Annotated in this window: 19 protein-coding genes; 14 read left to right on the top strand and 5 right to left on the bottom strand. The window is 43.6% G+C overall.

Annotated features, from left to right (window positions below; translation table 11 throughout):
• Window positions 1-31: 31 nt before the first annotated feature.
• The 6 genes from MASE_RS04325 to MASE_RS04300 all read left to right on the top strand — a co-directional run bounded on the left by MASE_RS04325 (window position 32) and on the right by MASE_RS04300 (window position 7,049).
• A complete protein-coding gene (locus MASE_RS04325) occupies window positions 32-1,588 on the top strand; it encodes a diguanylate cyclase (RefSeq protein WP_014948538.1) in 1,557 nt (518 codons plus the stop codon).
• Window positions 1,589-1,599: 11 nt separating this feature from the next.
• On the top strand, window positions 1,600-2,976 hold the full coding sequence (ppnN, locus tag MASE_RS04320) for a nucleotide 5'-monophosphate nucleosidase PpnN (protein WP_014948537.1): 1,377 nt from the start codon (window positions 1,600-1,602) through the stop codon (window positions 2,974-2,976).
• A gap of 191 nt (window positions 2,977-3,167) precedes the next feature.
• Window positions 3,168-3,542, top strand: coding sequence for a DUF3192 domain-containing protein (locus MASE_RS04315; RefSeq protein WP_014948536.1), 375 nt, complete (start codon window positions 3,168-3,170; stop codon window positions 3,540-3,542).
• Window positions 3,543-3,553: 11 nt separating this feature from the next.
• Window positions 3,554-5,164, top strand: coding sequence for a hypothetical protein (locus tag MASE_RS04310; RefSeq protein WP_014948535.1), 1,611 nt, complete (start codon window positions 3,554-3,556; stop codon window positions 5,162-5,164).
• Between the two features lie 230 nt (window positions 5,165-5,394).
• A complete protein-coding gene (locus MASE_RS04305) occupies window positions 5,395-6,402 on the top strand; it encodes an isocitrate dehydrogenase (RefSeq protein WP_014948534.1) in 1,008 nt (335 codons plus the stop codon).
• Between the two features lie 332 nt (window positions 6,403-6,734).
• A complete protein-coding gene (locus MASE_RS04300) occupies window positions 6,735-7,049 on the top strand; it encodes a ComEA family DNA-binding protein (protein ID WP_014948533.1) in 315 nt (104 codons plus the stop codon).
• A 145-nt stretch (window positions 7,050-7,194) separates the two neighbouring features.
• Here MASE_RS04300 and galU read toward each other — a convergent pair whose 3' ends face one another.
• The 4 genes from galU to wecA form a co-directional block, all read right to left on the bottom strand.
• Window positions 7,195-8,088 (bottom strand): UTP--glucose-1-phosphate uridylyltransferase GalU, encoded by an 894-nt coding sequence (galU, locus tag MASE_RS04295; protein ID WP_014948532.1) that lies wholly within the window; start codon window positions 8,086-8,088, stop codon window positions 7,195-7,197.
• A gap of 261 nt (window positions 8,089-8,349) precedes the next feature.
• Window positions 8,350-9,246, bottom strand: coding sequence for a glycosyltransferase family 2 protein (locus tag MASE_RS04290; RefSeq protein WP_014948531.1), 897 nt, complete (start codon window positions 9,244-9,246; stop codon window positions 8,350-8,352).
• Entirely contained in the window at window positions 9,243-10,130 is an 888-nt protein-coding gene (locus MASE_RS04285; protein WP_014975841.1) for a glycosyltransferase, read from the bottom strand. Before MASE_RS04285 ends, MASE_RS04290 begins: the two co-directional genes overlap by 4 nt.
• 113 nt (window positions 10,131-10,243) lie before the next feature.
• Window positions 10,244-11,305 carry a UDP-N-acetylglucosamine--undecaprenyl-phosphate N-acetylglucosaminephosphotransferase gene (wecA, locus tag MASE_RS04280; RefSeq protein ID WP_014948529.1) on the bottom strand — a complete coding sequence of 354 codons (1,062 nt, stop codon included), beginning with the start codon at window positions 11,303-11,305 and terminating at the stop codon, window positions 10,244-10,246.
• Between the two features lie 562 nt (window positions 11,306-11,867).
• On the opposite strand from wecA, the gene MASE_RS04275 reads away from it, so the two are divergent.
• The 8 genes from MASE_RS04275 (at window position 11,868) to galE (ending at window position 19,845) form a co-directional block, all read left to right on the top strand.
• Window positions 11,868-12,266 carry a hypothetical protein gene (locus tag MASE_RS04275; protein WP_014948528.1) on the top strand — a complete coding sequence of 133 codons (399 nt, stop codon included), beginning with the start codon at window positions 11,868-11,870 and terminating at the stop codon, window positions 12,264-12,266.
• A 4-nt stretch (window positions 12,267-12,270) separates the two neighbouring features.
• Entirely contained in the window at window positions 12,271-14,103 is a 1,833-nt protein-coding gene (locus MASE_RS04270; RefSeq protein ID WP_014948527.1) for a polysaccharide biosynthesis/export family protein, read from the top strand.
• A 2-nt stretch (window positions 14,104-14,105) separates the two neighbouring features.
• Complete coding sequence (locus tag MASE_RS04265) at window positions 14,106-14,885, top strand: ABC transporter permease (protein ID WP_014948526.1); 780 nt, start codon at window positions 14,106-14,108, stop codon at window positions 14,883-14,885.
• Window positions 14,882-15,556, top strand: coding sequence for an ABC transporter ATP-binding protein (locus MASE_RS04260; protein WP_014948525.1), 675 nt, complete (start codon window positions 14,882-14,884; stop codon window positions 15,554-15,556). Before MASE_RS04265 ends, MASE_RS04260 begins: the two co-directional genes overlap by 4 nt.
• 12 nt (window positions 15,557-15,568) lie before the next feature.
• Window positions 15,569-16,687: a capsule polysaccharide transporter gene (locus MASE_RS04255; RefSeq protein ID WP_014948524.1), complete on the top strand. Its 1,119-nt coding sequence runs from the start codon at window positions 15,569-15,571 to the stop codon at window positions 16,685-16,687.
• A 216-nt stretch (window positions 16,688-16,903) separates the two neighbouring features.
• Complete coding sequence (locus MASE_RS04250; protein WP_014948523.1) at window positions 16,904-18,424, top strand: peptide MFS transporter; 1,521 nt, start codon at window positions 16,904-16,906, stop codon at window positions 18,422-18,424.
• A 99-nt stretch (window positions 18,425-18,523) separates the two neighbouring features.
• Window positions 18,524-18,826, top strand: coding sequence for a DUF6170 family protein (locus tag MASE_RS04245; RefSeq protein ID WP_014948522.1), 303 nt, complete (start codon window positions 18,524-18,526; stop codon window positions 18,824-18,826).
• On the top strand, window positions 18,823-19,845 hold the full coding sequence (gene galE / locus MASE_RS04240; protein ID WP_014948521.1) for a UDP-glucose 4-epimerase GalE: 1,023 nt from the start codon (window positions 18,823-18,825) through the stop codon (window positions 19,843-19,845). The genes MASE_RS04245 and galE overlap by 4 nt, the downstream gene beginning before the upstream one ends.
• 185 nt (window positions 19,846-20,030) lie before the next feature.
• Here galE and MASE_RS04235 read toward each other — a convergent pair whose 3' ends face one another.
• Window positions 20,031-20,975 carry a phospholipid-binding lipoprotein MlaA gene (locus tag MASE_RS04235; protein WP_014948520.1) on the bottom strand — a complete coding sequence of 315 codons (945 nt, stop codon included), beginning with the start codon at window positions 20,973-20,975 and terminating at the stop codon, window positions 20,031-20,033.
• Between the last annotated feature and the right edge of the window lies 1 nt (window position 20,976).

Below are 20,976 nucleotides of genomic sequence, written 5' to 3'. Positions count from 1 at the left end.
AGTAATAGCGAATTAGAACAAAGACGAGATTATGGAAGCAAAACAACTACAAACCCTAAAACAAAATAACGCGCTTCTTTGTCAGTTTATTGTGAAACTCTCAGCATTTTATGAGGGCTTCTCGGATAAGATCGATACTGAACTTAAGGTGTTACGAGGCCACCTTTCTGGCACACCTAATTTTAGTCTTGCCGCTGTGAGCATAGAGAAACTCAACAAATCACTTCAGCATCAAGAAATAACGCTTAGAAAATACAGTGTTGATACTGTTTCATCGCTAGAAGATGCAATGAAACAACTACAGAAAATTGTATTTGAAGATACTGAATTAAAAGGGTTAACCACGCAGGAATTGATTAAGCTAAATCAACCTGTAGGTGATATCTTCAGTATTTATAAACTTTACTCAAAAGCCATTGCGCTTCACCGCATTGCGCTTAACAAGGAAATGGTTGGACTTGAGCCATCTGAAACCACAGAAACTAAGTCCACCAACAATGAAAGCACATCGGCTCGTTCGATTAAAGATGATAACCCTCACTACCGTTCTATTTTGGTTGAGCTTAATCACCTTATTGCTTCTTATGCGCAAAAAAAACCTAACGATCAGCAACTCAATGATATAAAGCAACGTCTTGATGAAGGCATGGATGAAGACCAGCTGCTTAAAAGCTGCGTTGTAATTTTGCGCATGATCGTTCAAGACGCTATGTCAGAGGCGAGCTTAACAGGAAAAGTGATTCAGAGTCTGCACCGTTCATTAGGTGAAGTGAGTAGCGACGTCAGCAATACGATCCAAGGCAGCCAAGCCCAGTTCGAGCAGCGCCAAGCTGGTAATGAGCAACTTAAACGTGACATTATTCACATTGAAGAAGCCGTATCGGAAAGCAGTTCTCTAGAAGCACTTAAAGAGCAGACACAGTTTCGCGTAGAAAAGCTTGTGACTACGTTAAGCGAGCAACAAAGCAACGATCAGCAAGGTCAAGAAGCGCTAATGGCACTGCTCTCCTCTATGCAATCGCGAATAGATACACTTCAGCAGCAAACCAGCGTCTATAAAAAGAAGCTGGCCGAACAAGCAATGCAAAGCCGCACCGACCCCCTCACTCGGCTTCCAAACAGGCAGGCGTATAATGAGAGACTAGAAGCGGCTTTCACTAAATTTAAAGAAAATGGTGACTTGCTTGCGGTCGCCGTTGTGGATATTGATCATTTCAAGTCAATCAACGATAGATTCGGGCACGCAGCAGGCGATAAAACTCTTCAGGTAGTGAGTAAATTCTTAAAGCAAAGTTTGTCCGAAAATGATTTTATTGCCAGGTGGGGAGGAGAAGAGTTTGTAATGCTACTGCCTCAGGCGCAGATGGCAGATATAGATAAGAAGCTTAATGAAGTTAGAACTAAACTTGCTGCAATGCCGTTTAAATTCAAGCAAGAAAAAGTAAAAATCACCGCATCTTTTGGCGCAACCTGTTTCAATGACAATGATACTACTGAAACTGTGTTTGAACGCGCCGATGAGTACCTCTATAAAGCAAAACGAAACGGCCGCAACCTCGTAGTCACTGATTTAAGCACTGACTTATAGGAAGTAAAAATATGAAGAAAGTGCAGCTTAACCCTGTTGGCTGGATGAGCCAGCTATCACAAGTAGAAGTTTCTCGTCTTCAAGACGCCACCAACAGCGAGCTCTTTGCTATGTTCAGAAACTGTTGCCTTGCAGTATTGAACAGCGGCGTTGACGAAGACAATTTCGAAGCACTTTTTGCTCCTTATGAAAATTTTGAAATAAAACTCATTCGTCGTGAACGGGGCGTAAAAATAGAACTCGTGAACCCTCCTGAAGTGGCTTTCGTTGACGAAAAACTCGTTCGTGGTGTACACGAACATCTATTTGCGGTCCTTCGCGACCTGCTTTACATGGGTAACAAGTACGCATTTCTTCATCAAACCGCACCGGCTGAAGGTAACGACATCACAGACATGGTGTTTGACATGCTACGCCACGCTAAAGCGCTTGAAGGGAACGATGGCGTAAACACAATTGTCTGTTGGGGCGGCCATTCCATTAATCAAGTAGAGTACAAATACACGAAAGAAGTGGGCTATCAGCTCGGCTTACGTGACATGAATATTTGCACAGGATGTGGGCCTGGAGCGATGAAGGGGCCAATGAAGGGCGCCACCATAGGTCATGCAAAGCAACGCCACAAGACAGGCCGTTATATTGGCATCTCTGAGCCGAGTATTATTGCCGCCGAGCCGCCCAACGCCATTGTCAACGAGCTCATTATCATGCCTGATATTGAAAAGCGTTTAGAGGCGTTTGTTAGACTCGGACATGGCATTATCGTGTTTCCAGGCGGTGTAGGCACTGCCGAAGAATTACTTTATCTGCTTGGCATTTTGATGAATGAACGCAATGCGCAGCAACCTTTTCCCTTCATTCTAACAGGGCCTGCTGGAAGCGAAGAGTACTTTGAAGCCATAGACGCTTTTGTTGGTGCAACACTGGGTCCAGAAGCACAATCAAAATATCAAATCATTGTAGATGACCCAGAAGAAGTAGCACGCACCATGAATAAACACCTTGAAAAAGTGAAGAAGTTCAGAGGTGCGATGGGTGACGCATTCAGCTTTAATTGGTCATTAAAAATTGAACAAGACTTTCAACAGCCCTTTATTCCAACGCATGAGAGTATGGCCGATCTTCAACTGCACTTAGATCAAAGTAAAAGTGATCTAGCGGCCAATTTGCGCAAAGCGTTTTCAGGCATTGTTGCGGGTAATGTAAAAGCAGAAGGCATTGCTCAGATCAAAAAACATGGTCCGTTTGAGCTCACCGGTGATAGTACACTGATGGAGAAGGTTGATACGCTACTCGAGTCGTTTGTAAAACAGCATAGAATGAAGCTGCCTGGTAGCGCGTATGAACCATGTTACGTTGTAAAGAACGATAAGAGAAACAGCGAATAACACGAGACCGTGGCAAGACGCATTTGCTTACGTTTACTACTTATGTTTAGTAGTCGTTTTGCGGTACACTATTAGAGAGTATTGTTTAACGAATGAATGTAGTGCACATTTAGCCTATGCTCGGCTCCCGAACAATGTCGGGCTTTGGCTTGCAGTAGCATTCAAGTAAAGAAAAACGAGAAGTAACGGTCATGAATACCAAGGTTATTCGTCTAATTTTAGCTGGCATCGCCCTTTATGCGGTGTTTGTTTTTATGGTTATCGCGTTCTATCCCGATAAGCCTGAGAATATGGATTGGAAAGACCGTGAAGAATATAACCGTGTCCAAATAACCAAGTTAAAGTTAGGCAGTACAAGAGAAGAAGTTTTGGCGTTACTAGGCTCACCTGACATTACAGAAGCCAAGCGGCAGGGTGCCACTGCTATTCAGGTTATGTTTTTTAGGACACAACATGTGCGCGCTGACGGCTTAACCACGCAAGATGAATGTACACCCTTGCTTTTTGAAAACGACAAACTTATTGCATGGGGTGAAGGGGCTTACTCCAGTTACCAAAAAAGTTAGAAGGATGGGGAGTGAGCGACATCATTTCCACGCTTAAACGCCTGGTTCAGTTAGGTAAAACTGAACTTTCTGTCGAGCAGCGTATAAACCATTGGTTGAAAATCGCTAAACGGATCCTGACCTTAGTAAACGCCAATCCAGCGCTTGCTGCAGCAACGTTACACATCGATAATGACCTTCCTAAAGATACTCAACATCTTTTGTTATTGGCGCTGTTTGGCAAGCTTTGCCGATTAAACGACCACTATTTACAACATGTGCTTGCGTCTTTACTCGCATCCCTCTGGCTTTCAAGTAAAGGAACACCAAGCGACCAAACGGCCAATATCATTCGCTTTTTGCGTAAACACAATCTCTCGATTTGGCTGGATATCATTAAACTTCAAAAAGCGTTTCGGTCAGACAAGCCAATTAACTACGTTGCAGACATTCGGCTTAATATGGTTCAAAGGCTTTGTCTCCTAGCAAATGTTTTCGCTACTAAAACAAAAAAAGCAGATTATCGTGAGGTTTTCACTCAGATTGTTTTACGCCTTCCAGCACATCATCGTCCCCCTATTGCACCACTTATCAACCTATTTAATGGTGTGCTACCTGGCGCAAAGGTTTACGCAAACGGCGTACCGGGCGCGCTAGTCGACATTCAGCAAAATCACGGCTACGTATTTATGCTTAGCCAAGATGATGAAGATGGAAAGTGGCTGCCTCTATCGTCAATACGCTCTCCCATTTCACTATCAATGCCGTTTGAGCACTTTGTTGCTCTTTACACTGATACCGCCACTGCGAGAGTAAATCATGGCGGCACACCATTTTTACCTTCTACATTCGCAATTCAGCATCCCCCTAAAGCCCTTATAACTATTATCGATGAGCTGCAAAAGCGCGATGTAGATATTGAACAACTTTGCGAAAAAATTGAAAGCGTGCCCACGTTTAATCACTTTTTGATGCACACTGCGAGTCAGGACAACCGTCTTCAGCTTCCGGTTAAAAGCATTAAACAGGCGGTTTTGACCTACGGCATTGAACGTGTGGGTGACATGCTTATTCAATTTGCGCTTTTAGAACGGCTAACGCAAAACCAATTTCCACTGATGGGCATGTGCAAGCAATTGACTTTATTGGCTTGTTCATTTGCAAGCTATTTCGCACAACTCGCCGATTCGAAATTTTCGCCGCAATCTGCCGCACTGACCATGACCTTTGTTTGTACTCCCTTGTTCACGCTACCAGGGTTTAAAGTGTCACGAGCATTACCCGTCGACCTCACCAAAGCTGTGTCCATTAATAGCGCATTCAAGGTCAAATCTGACACGCCTTGGCTAGCAATCGCTTCTGAACTTGCTGGAAGTTGGCATCAAAGCTCGACGTGGCGTGCCGTTATACACCAATGCAGTAAAGTAAGTACGGACGTTCCTAAATCACTTCAAAAGGAACAAGTAATTCTGGTGTTGAGCTTCGCTCTCGCCAAAGCATGCTTATTTAATCAGGATATTTATTCATTACTTCAGGATATCAATATCAAAACACTTTTAAATATCCTAGGTATTCGACGAGATGATGTGGTAAACGCACTAGACGCCAATGGGTCACGTTTGTTCTGTCCGCTTGCGCAGTAACGCCATTTACTCCAATACATCGTACTCGGCTATTTAATTAATCTTTACGAATGGCTATAACTTGCGCCAGGTATCGTATAAAATACAGCAACTTTTGCAGTGCTTAACCCTTTTTCCCTACATTTTCCATTATAATAAGTAAGCAGGCAGAAATTGGCTCATAAACGCCAAGCTACAAATTGAATAAACCTAACGATTTTGACAACAGAATTACCAGAGGATCCCTCCACATGACTCAGCAACGTATTACAGTCATTCGCGGTGACGGCATTGGCCCGGACATTATCGATGCAACCACAAAAATTTTAGATAAGGTTGGCTGTGACTTTGCCTATGACTATGCCGATGCTGGCCTAGTCGCACTGGAAGAACATGGCGAGCTTCTACCTCAAGAAACTTTAGACCTAATCGCAAAAAACAAAGTTGCGCTTAAAGGTCCTTTAACGACCCCCGTTGGAGAAGGTTTTACTTCAATCAACGTTAGTCTTCGCAAGCAGTTCAAACTGTACGCAAACCTTCGTCCTGTGATGTCATTCAAAGGCACAAAAGCACGTTACGAAGACATCGATATCATTACCGTTCGTGAAAACACGCAAGGTATGTACTCTGGTCTTGGCCAAGTTGTATCAGAAGACGGTAACGAAGCTGAAGCAATGAGTAAGATCACTCGTGACGGCGCTGAAAAAATCGTTGTTTTTGCTTATGAATTAGCGCGCCGTGAAGGTCGTAAGAAAGTAACAGCTGTTCACAAAGCTAACATCCTTAAGTCAACATCAGGTCTTTTCCTTAAAGTAGCCCGTGAAGTTGGTGAGCGTTATCCTGACATCGAGTCAGCTGAAATGATCGTTGATAACTGCTGTATGCAGCTTGTGATGAACCCGCATCAGTTTGACGTTATCGTTACGACTAACCTTTTCGGTGACATTCTATCTGACCTATGTGCTGGTCTTGTCGGTGGTCTTGGTATGGCACCAGGTGCAAACATCGGTGAAGATTGTGCAATCTTCGAAGCCGTTCACGGTTCTGCACCAGATATTGCTGGTAAGAACCTAGCTAACCCGACGTCAGTAATCTTGGCAGCAGCGCAAATGCTTGAGTACCTAAACATGGGCGATAAAGCAGAGAAAATTCGCGCAGCACTAAAAGACGTGATCGAGTCTGGCGATCGCACAACACGTGACCTTGGTGGTGAAGCAGGTACTACCGAGTTCACTCAGGCGCTTCTTGACCGCCTATAAGCATTTTAGCTTACACCTTTAAATTATTTCAAAACGGGCTTAATAGCCCGTTTTTTTTATGTCTCTATTAATCACTCCCCCTGCTTTAAACTGTACTAAAACTGGACTACCGCTTTTCTCGTTCACCTTTATTATTTCCTTTGTACACGTTGAAGTGTGCTGAGCTTTGTAACTTGGTCACAACAGAAGACAGGAAATTTTTAAAGAGGCCTGCTCCGCTTGCATCTAGGTTACAAAAGTCAGCGCGCTTTGGTACATGACTTAAACCCATTTACTTAAATATTGCGCCGATAACGCTTTATGGCGCGCTTAGCAACATACAAGGAAAGATGATGAAAAAATTAATCTCAGGTTTACTCGTACTATCTGCACTAGCCATTCAAACGCCAGCGGTTCACGCTCAACCAGCGGAAAGCGGAAATGCGCAAGCTAATGAAGGTACAAGCCAGCAACAACGTATCGATTTAAACTCGGCGACCGTAGAGCAATTAATTACCCTACCCGGCGTTGGACAATCTAAAGCGAAAGCTATTATTAAATATCGTGAAGAAGTAGGCCCGTTTCTTGAGGTCGCACAATTAACTCAAGTAAAAGGTATCGGTGAAAAGATGCTTAATAAAATTGAAGGCTATGTACACGTAAGATAGAAGGACTAAAGCGAATAGGCGGTACGCTGGCTCCACACACACAAAATGCGCCGCAAGGGCGCATTTTTAATCGTTTAAAGCTATTTAATTGCCTTAGGCCTGCTGTTCTTTCATCTACACTAAAGGTCAACAAGCCCTAGTAAGACTATTTAACAACAGAAGCTAAGTATTCTTTAAATTCGTCGCCTAACGATGGATGACGTAACGCATATTCAACGTTAGCTTTCATGTACCCCAACTTACTACCGCAATCGTGACTCTTACCTTTCATGTAGTAGGCATCAACTTGTTCAAGTTTCATCAATGCATCAATAGCATCAGTAAGCTGAACTTCACCACCTGCGCCTGGAGGCGTGAACTCTAACAGATCCCAGATTTTTTCTGACAGAACGTATCGGCCTACAACGGCAAGGTCAGAAGGTGCTTCGTCGCGAGGCGGCTTCTCTACCATGTTGTGAATCTTCGCTGACTCACCTGGCGCAATTGCCGCGCCGTCTAGGTCTGCGATACCAAATTTAGAGATATCTTCGTCTGGAACCTGCTCAACCATGACCTGGCTTACTCGGCTGGTGTTAAATTTGGCAACCATGTCTGCAAGGTTATCCTTTTTAGGATTACTTGCTGCATCATCAATAATGACGTCAGGTAACACTACCGCAAATGGCGCATCGCCAATCAGAGGTCGAGCGCAAAGTACTGCGTGACCAAGTCCATTCGCAACGCCTTGGCGAATATGCATGATAGTTACATCTTTTGGACAGATTGACTGAACTTCTTCTAACAGTTGGCGTTTTACACGCTTTTCTAGTGTGGCTTCTAGCTCAAAAGAGGTATCAAAGTGGTTTTCAATACTGTTTTTACTCGCGTGCGTTACTAGGATAATTTCTTTTAGTCCTGCAGCAACACATTCGCTTACCACGTATTGGATCAATGGCTTATCAACCACTGGCAACATCTCTTTTGGAATAGCTTTCGTTGCTGGGAGCATTCTCGTCCCAAGGCCCGCTACAGGGATTACCGCTTTTTTAACCTGACTCATAGTTAATATCCTTTTTTAAAATCCTAAATACACGCCTAAGTCGACTTTCAGCCGTTTGTTATTCCTTAAGCTGAGACATATTCACTGTTGTTCGCAAGACTAATGCAATCGATGTTCCAATTACCTTTTTAGAGCGTCTGTGTATTGAAAATGGGCAAAACAGCTCAAAACCACCGATAAAAGCACAAAATTAGGGATAAATAATATCTAATGCACCATAATAGTGAAAGCGTTTATGATTTGTCCTTCCTTTCCTACACATCAAGTGTCGCTTTTTTTCACACTACTTTTTGGAATTAGTGCATGCTCTATGGGGCCGGTTTTGCGTTTTAATCCGTCTTTGAGTCCTGCCCACATGAAAGCGCCTCGCGTTTTGCCTTGCTCAAAGCAATATCTGTTTACAAGATACCTCAGAGGTATTGCACAAACATGACGAAGTTTCCAATAAAGAGGTACATAATGGCGGCGCGCTAAAATGAGTACGTTACGAAACTGATAGTAGAGCCTTATCGGTGCGCCCTGCTTGAATGTCACACCGCAAACTTTCACTCTATCGTCGCCTTGTCGATGAGGCATACATGCACTGAGCGACTGATAGATAACCATGCCCTTGGCTCGAGCACGCCAGCACCATTCGTGATCAACGCCATCGATAAAGAGCTCATTTTCTTTTTCACCCACGCGTTCAAAAGCACGTTTGGAAATTAACATGCCTGAGGCAATGATTTGCTTTACTGTTTTTAACTTTTCGGAAACCTGCTTCCCTTTTTGCAGAACACCCTGATCGACACACTCTGAAAATTGGCAATAGATAGAAGGGCCAATGGCTGCAATTGGGGAACGTTGCTCAAGGTCTTGGAATTGCCTGACTAACTCAACAGCAATATCGGGAGAGAACAAGCTATCTTGATCAAGCAAAAAGGCGTAGTCGCTTCCCTCATTAAAGAGTACTTTCAAGCCGACATTCTGAGCGTGGGCGATACCAATATTTGAGGGGTAATGAAGATAAGTAACATCAGTTGTTAAAAGAGCCTGCTGAGGACTTGGAGAATTATCAACTAAGATGACGTTCCAGTCAGGGGCACAAAACGCATCGATGAGACTACGCACGTGCTCAACATCAGGGTTAAATAGTATAACAACAACGCCGACGCTCAATGTTTACCAAACCTTTCCAGTAAATGTCTATCAAGTTTATAGGCAAGTTTAACCACTTTTCCAGGCATTAACCTCAATGCTAAAACACCACAAGCGTAAAAAAAGTTATAGGGTGAAAGTTGCTTTAATTTACGTATGGCATATAAACGTGCTCTGAACTCGTTGAGCGACTTACTTAAGCCTCGACGTTTATAAAAATTGTTTACCCTTCTGAATTTCAAAAGTCGATCTTTTAAGTTCCTAAAAATATAACCCTTAGACGCTAAGGTTATCCAGAAAAAATAGTCTTGAGTGTTTAACAAGTCACTGTCGTAACGATGCCCATCATTAAATACATTGTAACGAATGACTACTGTTGGATGGTTAAGCGAGCATCGTCTCGGCAAGATACGAACGATCTGCCTGTGTGAAGCGGGCATTACTCGCGCACCGACCTTTACACCACTTTCGTTAATTTCCGTTAGTGCTGAACCTAGCACCGAAATATTGCTGTGCTTTTTAAGGTAGGTGATTTGACGTAGAAGGCGGTTTTCTTCAGAAATATCATCCGCATCCATTCTTATGAAAAACGATGGGTTAAACTGCATACCGAACTCAGCAACTGAGTTCATGCTACTTGCTAGCCCCACATTGTGACTATTCGACGCTATTATTACCCTGTCGTCTTTGCTTGCTACATCTTCTAGTACGCGAGTTATTTTTTGAGGTACAGGTCCATCGGCGACAATAACGAAAAGAAAATCTGTGTAAGACTGCTCAGTCATGCTTTCAATGGCTTCGCGAAGCCACTTCGCATTGTCAGCTTGGTAAACCGCCATAGCAATTATCGATTCGACATGCTGTTTTTTATTGTTATTTTGAAGAATAGAGAATTGATTTATCAAGAATTTTACCAACGTAAAAAAGTAACAAAGAAAATAAAAGCGCCTTAATTGTGCGCTTTTATTTGTTGGCATGTTACAGAGATTTTACAAAGCCTGCCACGATTTTACTCAAACTATGCGGTTAATCGCTTCACAAAGCGCAGTACACTCCAAATATGTTGGATAACAAGACTGTACACGACGAGTAGCCCAATAAAGCCCCAGAACATGACGGCTTCAGCTACCTGATAGACTTCTCCTAATATACCGATTAAGCAATAACATGCTCCGAGCAAAAGGATAGCAACAAGTGACTTTCTACTGCTAAGCCCTGCACGCATAAAGATATTGTGAAGGTGCTGACGGTCAGGTTTGAGCATTGATTGCCCCTTCCGTGCACGGCGATACATGATCGCGGCCATGTCCATTAATGGAAGGCCGACTAACCACACCGCAGTAATGGGCCTAAATGCGGCAGCTTCACCTTGAGTGTGATCCACAAGCAACCATACGATAGTGAGCCCAACGAACATACTGCCCGCATCACCCATAAATATCTTATTGCCTTTAAACCCTTTCCAACTCAAATTAAAAGCAAGAAACGGAACAATAGCTGCAACGATGATAAGCGGCTCCATGATGGAGGCTCCGTTACCAGTAAAGATCAAAAAGCCCGCAACTGTTAATAGAATAACAAGGCTCATACCGCCGGCTAATCCATCAATACCATCTATCATGTTAAACGCATTGATGACACCGACCACACAAATGATCGTAAAGAAATACCCACCTAGGTCGAGAAATACCTCACCTGTTCCGAAGATATTACCCAAAGATGTAATATAGTTTTGCGCGCTCCATGCCATGATCGCTGCAACACCAAATTGGCACATAAGGCGGCCTTTGGCACTCAGGTCAAAACGGTCATCCAACATACCAAGCAAGACAACAAATGCTGATGCGGTGAAAAACAGAGGATTGTTTTTCATCCACACATCTGTCGCGACGCTGGCAACAAGCACGGCCATAAAAATAGCCACACCACCTGTTAGAGGTACAATTCCGGCGTGACGTTTTCGCGCTGATGGTTGGTCAACTAAGCCAAATTGATGCGCTAAAGGCGTCATGACCACCAAAAGGATAAGGGCGACGAAAAATGCAGTAAAAAGCGGGACAAACTGCAAATAAGCTAGCATAAAACACACAACCTCGCGTTACCGACAAAAACACAGCTACTTGTAGTAGTTTCTGTCAATACACATGCAAATTTTGATAAAAAACTAAATGTTGCTTCCATTTATTTACAACTTCCATTTCTTCCAGCGCGATGAGGGCATCTTGTTATGAGTATGCGGATAGAAAACTTCGATATAATATAAAACATTTGTCTAAGTAACCACCCTTCATGCATAAATAACGTATCAAAACGTGTCAAAAACTCATTTGTTGCGAGAATAACCTTAATCACCGCTAAAAAGAGAACCTGTTGTGCGTCTTCTCGCCGCCTCTCTCGAACTATCTCAGCTTCTGTTGTAACGATTGAATAACTTCTTTATTCCTTTAACCTGTTAACTTACTCGTCTATTTCCAGTCTTTGCAATGCCAAAAACATATCGAGTTACACTATTGATATGAACTTGTCTTCTATATTGCAGTCTTGGTGAAGACTCAGACAATTCAGCAACTGCGATAGCGAACATGCTTTTTTTAAAACTTATGTTATCCTAGCGCGAAATTGCTATATGGATATGAAAGCTAATGTTCAAACAATTATCTCGTCTAATTTTACCTATCGTAGTTACGGTAGGCGTAGCTGGGTGTTCTAACACTCCTACCGCCACTAAGGCTGACATTCCTTTGGTGCATTCTTCTCTTGCTTATTCCCTTGCACCGGACAAAGAGCTTGCAATAAATATTCCAAAAGCCAACATTTATCATGATACGCAGGAATCATTTTCAATACGCTTCAATGGCCACCAATACGAGTCCTTGAAGCACTATATATCCGCCACAGGCAATAAATGTATCCGATTTTCTTTACAAGACGGTGAAACAGCGTCTTCTGATATTCAGCGTAAAATGACGACATGTCAGCGAAACGGTCAATGGCGAGTTATTACTCCCTTAGTAGCTTCGGCAACAGTGCAAGGTGAATAGATAAATGCAGTCAACCAGCATCAAAAAAACTTTAAAGCGCCTGACGCTAGCGGCTTGTGCAACGTCACTTCTTTTCGCTTATGTGGGCACTGCAAGCGCGCAAAGCGTGGAACAATTGCAGCAATTAAGAGAAAGAGCTCAGCAGAGCCAGAGTAGCGGCATTGCTAATCAGTCCGTATCGCCATTGAGTATTTCAACCCAGCGAACGCTTCCAGGCGCTAGCAGTTCTGCGAATACCATGGGACAGTTTTCAACCCAGCCTCGTAATGGCGTAAACTTACCTGGCGAGCCAACTATTGATACTGTTTTTCCTGCGCAAGCGCCTATGGAAAACCCACCTTTTGCAGCCAACTTATTTATTGGTGGATTTGAGTCAGAACGCAGCACAGGTCTTAATGATAACTATCTCGTTGCACCGGGCGATAAAATTTCAATATGGCTGTGGGGGGCGGTTAACTTTTCTGACGTAGTAACCGTTGATAATCAAGGCAATATTTTTATTCCTAACATTGGTCCTATCCGTGTTGCAAATACACCTGCTGGCAGTGTAAATCAAACCGTTACTGCAAAAATCAGACAGGTTTATACAAACGATGTAAATGTTTACGTTAACCTTCTTACATCAACGCCCGTGTCAATTTTCGTTTCTGGCCCGGTGCTAAGACCTGGTCAATATGCAGGGCTCGCCTCAGATAGCGTGCTGTATTACCTAAAACGCGCCGGTGGTATTGATTTTCAGCGCGGAAGTTTTAGGCAGATAGACGTAGTGCGCAATGGTAAAGTAGTCGCTACTGCCGATTTATATGCATTTTTCAGAAATGGTAAGTTGCCTCAGATGTCGTTTAAAGATGGCGATACCATATTAGTGCACCCAATTGGCAACACTATTGTCGTTGAAACAGGCGCTCGAAATAGCTTCACCTTTGAGTTTCTTAACGAAGAATTGAACGGCGGCGTGGTGAATTACTTTGCGCGGCCAGGTGAGTTTTCCTCCCATGCTTCGGTATCTGGTATTCGAAATAACAAACAGTTCGCTCGCTACTTGAGTTTGGATGAATTTGCTTCACTTGAACTAAGTGCAGGCGACACAGTTGAATACCTTGCTGACCACGAGCCCCAAATCTATCGCATTAATGTGGCTGGCGCATTTGCTGGCGCATCTCAGATTATGGTTGATAAAGGCACACGCCTTATCGATGTACTAGATCACATCGAAGCAGATACAGCCCTTTCTGATACCCAGAATATTTATCTGTTAAGAGAAAGCGTTGCTGTAAAGCAAAAAGAAATCATCGAAGAAGGTCTTCAGCGTCTTGAGCGGAGCATGTATACCGCTCCCATTAGCTCGACGGGTGAAGGAGCCATCCGTGCCCAAGAAGCTCAGCTTGTCGCTGACTTTATTGCGCGTGCTCGCCAAATTGAGCCTCAGGGCAGAGTCGTAGTTTCTGAAAATGGTGATATCGCAAATATTCTGCTAGAACCGAATGACACTATTGTCATCCCAGAGGTAACTGACTTAGTGCACGTAGGTGGTGAAGTGTTACTTCCTCAGTCAGTAGTCTTTAACCCAGAAGCCACGACTGAAGATTATGTTGCTTGGGCCGGCGGATTCACTGAACGTGCTGAAGACGAACGAATCCTTATTGTTCGTAAAAATGGTAATGTTACCTTTACCAGCATCAACAGCTCATTCCTAGCAAGCAACGATAGTAAGTTAGAACCAGGTGATCAGATCATCGTATTGCCTGCTATCGATACCAAGCTATTGCAAGCGGTTAAAGACATTACTCAGATTGTTTATCAAATTGCTATTGCAGCCAACGTAGCTACTAACTAAACATGGTAACGTTTAAAGACCAGCTCTACGCATGGAGAGGCGTGATATTCGCGCTTTTCCTGCGCGAGCTTCAAAGTAAATTTAACGATAAATTTGGCTTAGGCTGGGCATTTTTAGAGCCCTTTGCCTTTATTTTCGCGCTGTCGTACCTTCGTGGACTGATCAGCGGCGATGATATCCACTCTATTCCTCTTTTTCTGTTTATGATGATCGGAATGGTCGGCCTGCAGTCTTTGACTACATGCCTCCAGTCAGTATCAACTTCTGTGCGCAGAAATAAGCCGCTCTATGCGTTCAGACAGGTTCAACCCATATCAGCAATGCTCACTGCTGGCTTTTTAGAGTTTTCTGTTAAAGTCGTTGTTGTCGCATTACTATGTCTTGCGCTTTACCTGATGGGCGAGACCTTTACAGTAAATGACCCGTTGCTGCTGATATCTCTGTTTCTTCTTTTGTGGGTATTTTCAATATCCATAGGGATGATTTTTGCTATCGCTGCCGCATTCGTGCCGGAAGTGGATAAGATAAAATCAATGCTTACCCGCCCATTAATGTTTATTTCATGCGTTTTTTTCAGTCTTCAAGATCTGCCTGAAGAGTATTGGCCTTACTTAACGTGGAATCCTCTTGTTCATTTCAATGAACTCGCCCGTTACGCCTGTTTCGAATCCTATGGAACAAAGGGCGTATCCCTTGGCTTTCTAATTGAAATTACTATAATTTTTCTCTTCCTAAGCCTTTCGATGTATCACATCACATGGAAGAAGGTGTTGTCTCGATGATAAGAATTGAGAATTTAACAAAGAGTTACCCCAGTAAAATGGGCCCTCAATATATTTTCAAAAATTTGAATTTTGATTTTCCTACGGAAAATAACGTCGCAATTTTAGGTAAAAATGGCGCGGGTAAGTCGACTCTTTTCCGTATGCTAGCAAAAAGCGAATACCCTGACAGAGGCCGAGTTTTAACGAATAAATCCATGTCGTGGCCGGTTGCCCTTCAAACAGGTGTACACCCGCAAATGACAGGGCGTGAAAATACGCGTTTTGTGGGCCGAATTAACAACGTCAAATCGCTTCCAGAATACGAAGAGCAAGTGCAAGAATTTGCCGAACTCGGCGCACGCTTCGACCTTCCTGTAAAAACTTACTCATCTGGTATGCGCGCCAAACTCGTATTTGCGTGCTGTATGAATATCAATTTTGATATTTACCTTATCGATGAAGCGACATCTGTAGGCGATCCGCTTTTTAGAAAAAAAGCGCGTTTATCGCTAAAAGAAAAAAGTGAACAAGCGGGCGTTATTATGGTTAGCCATGAACTTGACCAAATCCGCGAGTTCTGTACGTCTGCCGTTATCATAGATGAAGGCAAACTTACTTATTATCACGATCTCGAAGAAGGCATCGACGTTTATACGCAGGATGCAGACAATAAGAAATCACTTAAATAGGTTCAAATCACAGTGGAAAAATCTCTTACACAGCTCAATGCCCTTCTCAGCAAACACAAAATGCTGTTGCTTGTTCTTCCATGGGTGCTTTACGCCCTATACCTTGTTTTATGGGCTGCGCCACAATATGAAAGTAAAAGCCAGCTTATTGTAAAATCAAGCGATGGAGGCAGCAGCTTCGACCCCTCATCCCTGCTTATGGCAGCCGGTGTTTCAGGTGCATCAGGCGGCACGGAAAGTCAGCTTGTAGAAGCTTATATTCAATCTGCCGATATGATTAAGTATCTGGATGAAACTATTGGCCTTCGAGACCATTACATGTCAGACAAAGCCGATATGTTTAGCGGTTTGTCGTCTTCACATAAGCAAGAGGACTTTTATCAGTTTTACCTCAACCATATTGAAGTTAGCGTTGACTCGGCATCTTCTGTAATTAGTTTGCGAACCCGTGCATTCGACGCTGAATATGCCCAAATAATCAACCAGGCTATTGTTGATAAAGCGGAAGAGTTTATTAACAATATCAATAACAACTTAGCGAAATCAAAGCTTACTTTTGCTAAGGGCGAACACGAGATTGTTGAACAAAAGCTGCAACAAGCAAAGACTGAAATTTTAGGCTTCCAATCTAAATACAATGTGCTAGACCCTACGGCTGAAGGTGCAGCGTTTCAGCAGATTGCTTTTTCATTAGAGGCAACCCTTGCCCAGAAAAAAGCTGAGCTAAGCACTATGTCGACCATGATGTCTAACGTCGCACCAGAAGTGATAAACATCAAGCGTGAAATAGCTGCGCTACAGAAAGAAGTAGAAAAGCAGAAGGAGCGCATTAGTACTGCTGAAGGAGAAAGTGAGGCCCTGTCAGTGAGTGAACTTATGGCGCAATACAGTAACCTTCAGGTACAGCTTCAATTGGCTATTCAAGCGTATTCTTCATCGCTTATCACACTAGAAAATGCACGTGTAGAGGCGTACCAAAAACTACAACATTTGGTCACCGTAGAATCGCCTACCCTTCCGGATGATAATGCTTACCCTACGGTTATCTACAACCTTGTTCTTTTCGGCGTTTCATTGCTTCTGATATACGGAATTGTAAGAATTGTAGTGGCAACCATCCGCGAACTTTAGTATTTCTCCTTTCAAGTAAACCATACCGTCAATTGGCTAAGTCGATTAAGACTTGGTCAATTGACACCGCTTTAATGAAGTTTGTCGCCCAAATCTTGTGTCTTTAAGCAAGCTCTAGTATAAGAAGCTATCCGCCTTACGGACGACTATCAAAGAGCCTATCCTATAAGTGCTCTACAATAACAACCATAAGCAATATGGAATTAAAATATAATTATGAAATCATCTAACGATACTAGCTTTTTTGGCCATCCAGGGGGCCTAAGAACGCTATTCTTTACAGAAATGTGGGAGCGCATGAGCTATTACGGTATGCGCGCACTACTTGTTCTTTTCATGACAGCAAGCCTACAAACCCAAGGGTTAGGTTTTACTGTTGCAACCGCTGGCGCTATTTACGGCCTTTATACAGGTGCGGTATATTTTCTAGGTCTACCGGGTGGATGGTTAGCGGACCGCTTAATTGGTGGTAAGAACGCCGTATGGTACGGGGGTATTATTATCTTCGCAGGCCACGTGGTACTCGCAATAGATTTGCAAAACCTTTTCTTTGTCGGCCTTATCCTTGTTGCTTCAGGTACTGGCTTACTTAAACCTAACATTTCAGCAATGGTTGGCCAGCAATATGGTGACGACGACGGCCGTCGTGACAGTGGTTATGCGCTGTATTACATGGGCATTAACATCGGTTCACTCATCGCCTACCTAGTTACCGGTTATTTACAGGAAAACTGGGGCTGGCACTACGCATTTGGTGCAGCTGCCATCGGTATGGCAATCGGCCTAATTCAATATTACTTCAGCAACCGTTCGTTATCGGCTGATTCTGTTGCTCCTGCAAATCCATATCAAGGTGCAGCTAAACAGCGCGCATGGATGGGCGTATGGGCTGTGGTTGCCCTTGCTGTTGTGGTTATCGTGCTTGCCCACATGGGCACTATCGTTATTGAGCCAGTAGCCCTTGCTCAGCAAGTTGCCGTTGTATTTACTGCCATCTTCTTTCTTTATTTCGGCTTTATTTACTTTAAAGGCCAACTAAGCGACAACGAAAAGAAACGTATGTGGGCGCTGTTTTTAGTGTGTGTCGCTTCAGCGTGTTTCTGGTCTGGCTTCGAACAGGCTGGTTCTTCACTAAATCTATTCGCTCAGAACTATACTGACCGCGTACTTGAAAGCGGCTCGCTACTTACCTCTTGGTTTGGGATGGACGCTATCCCAACCGTATGGTTTCAGCTTTCAAATTCCCTATTTATAATCATCCTGTCGCCTTTCTTCGCTGCCCTTTGGATAAACCTTGCTAAGCGAATGATTGACCCGTCGTACACCATTAAGTGTGCCATTGGTATCGTAATTATGGCGTCTGGCTTCTTGGTAATGTTTATGGCGTCGCAGTACGCTGCACAAGGTCTTAAAGTTGCGCCTATGTGGCTTGTTACTACGTATTTCTTGCATACAGTTGGTGAGCTGTGCTTAAGCCCAGTAGCACTAAGTGCAGTAAGTAAACTAGCGCCTAAGCGTTTCGCAGGGCAAATGATGGGGGTATTCGTACTGACTTACTCTATCGGTAACATCATTGCTGGCTTACTTTCAGGCAACTTCGACCCTGAAAACGTAGAGCAAATGCCAGACCTGTATCTTCAAATTGCCCTATTTAGCATTGCCATTGCTATTGTGATTGGTTTAATGAGCTTTAAATCTCGTTTCTGGGAAAAAGCGGGTATTGAAGAAAAAGCGTAATTTATTGTTAGCATGTTTTAAGTGCTGACCAATTACCCTACAATAACCGCCGCAACGTAACGTTTCGGCGGTTTTTTATTAAGGGCTTTTCATAAACCTATGAAGTTTTATTTTTCTACCAGAGACATTCCGGCCTTAAAAGGTCTTCCACTGACAGAGCGGGTTAAGTTGCTTGACCAAGCGTCAAAGCGGCTATCTGTCCCAGAGAAGACTTTACTGAATGTGCTAAAGTTACTCGTCATTGTCCCGGTATTCGCATTTATTCTTCAAACCGCGTCAAATTGGACCTCGTTACTGTGGGCTTTTGTGGTATTTTTAATTTATCCATTGGTTATAAAACCTATTCAATATTCCATCTGCGCTAAATACATTGCGCAACCGTCTAGCAAGGAGAATGCATGAAGACCATCTTAGTCACTGGTGGTGCAGGCTATATAGGTAGTCACACAGTTTTACAGTTACTTGAACAAAACTACGGTGTGGTAGTACTGGATAACCTTGCAAACGCAAGTGCGGAATCACTTCGTCGCGTAGAAGCGTTAACAGGCAAGTCGGTTACGTTTGTTCAAGGTGACATTCGCGATACCGCCGTGTTAGATGACATATTCAGCGAGCATAACATTTATGCAGTTATTCACTTTGCCGGTTTAAAAGCCGTAGGTGAGTCGGTCCAAAAGCCCCTTTCATACTATGAAAACAACGTGTACGGCACGCTGACGCTGTGTAAAGCTATGCAGAAGCACAACGTAAAGAATATTGTGTTTAGCTCATCTGCAACGGTTTACGGCGATCCTGCATCGCTACCGCTGCGTGAGGATATGGCGACAGGTCACCCGACAAACCCTTACGGTATGTCGAAGCTTATGGTTGAACATATGCTTAGCGATCTTTACGTATCGGACAACGAGTGGAACATTGTATTGCTTCGCTACTTTAACCCCGTTGGCGCACACGAGTCTGGACAAATCGGTGAAGATCCTAATGGCATTCCGAACAACCTTATGCCTTATATTTCTCAGGTAGCTACCGGTAAACTGGAGCAGCTAAGCGTTTTTGGTGACGACTACGATACTGTTGATGGAACAGGCGTTCGCGACTACATCCACGTTGTCGATCTAGCCAACGGTCACTTAAAGGCACTTGATCGTTTAAACCTTAACATGGGCTTAGACAAGTACAATCTGGGTACAGGTCAGGGCTATTCAGTTATTGAAATGATCAAAGCTTTCGAAAAAGGCTCGGGTAAAACCGTGCCTTATAAAATTGCTCCGCGTAGAAGCGGCGATGTGGCAGCCTGTTATGCCGACCCAACAAAAGCTGCTACAGAGCTCAGCTGGCATGCAGAAAAAGGCTTAGAAGACATGTGTGCCGACACATGGAACTGGCAGTCACAAAACCCGATGGGCTATCCAAAGGACTAGCTTTGCATTTGAACGCTGCCGATAGGCTTGTTCACATACCTAGAACTAAAAAGCCATGCTGTTGAGCATGGCTTTTTTTGTGCGGGCATTTATAGCTAGAGTGACGTTGAAGTTGAGGTTAGATAACAATAACTAAACCCTGCCCCCGAACTTTATCCAACATCGTTTTATTTATTACTCTTGCTCTATTTGCCGTCATTCGACTTGGCGTCTTTTTCTTTTAGCTTAGCTTTCTCACTGTCATCAACTGATGTATCTTCTGAATCTGTCGACTCATCAACACCTTCTTCCGACGTTTCTTCATAGCTATCAAAATCATTGCCTTCCAACATTGCTTCAAAATCAGCAAAGTCATCTAGCTGCTCATCATCAATGGCTTTATCGCCGCTCTTACCGTCAGTAACGCGAAACTCCAAGTTTTCAAAGTAAGCATTTTTAACGAACGCATAATCGTCCACCGACTGCTCAAGCTGCGCCTCTTGATCAAGTAATTGAGCTCGTGTTTCAAGTACCGAAATGCCAATACGCGCTAAGTTTACAGACCCTTCGAGTAACGACATTGGAAACGCAAAACCGTCAACATAATCACCGGTGAAGCTTCGCGGATCGCTTGGGCCTAAAAAGGGCAGCATTAAGAAAGGCCCAGTATCTAATCCCCACACAGCCAGAGTTTCACCAAACTGCTCGCGTTTACGCTCAATGCCAATTTTTGACGCAACGTCAAACGTGCCAACTAACCCTACCGTGGTGTTAATTAAAAAACGAGCCAAGCTATCTAATCCATCATCAACCTTGCCTTGAAACATATTATTCAAAAAATTCGCAGGCTCTTGTAGGTTGTCCGTGATGTTCACCAAACCAGTTCTCGCAGGCTGAGGCATCACAGTCACGTAGGTAACGGTTATTGGGCGTAAGATGTAGGCATCCAACACATCCCAGTTAAAATCCCAGATTTCACGGTTAACCGGCTCTAATGGGTCGCGGGGGTCTGAAGTATCCACTACAGCCTGGTTCGACCCAGCGTCTTGAGAATAGGCTTGAGCCTGATCTTGCGTATGGTTACTCGCACAGCCACCTAAAAGACTTGCGGCAATAATCAACCCGGTTGCGAGTGATTTAGACAGTTCCATA

Source organism: Alteromonas macleodii ATCC 27126, from assembly GCF_000172635.2.
GTDB classification, from domain to species: Bacteria; Pseudomonadota; Gammaproteobacteria; order Enterobacterales; family Alteromonadaceae; genus Alteromonas; species Alteromonas macleodii.
Note: the sequence above shows the minus strand (reverse complement) of the source record. Positions and strands in the feature narration are given on the sequence as shown.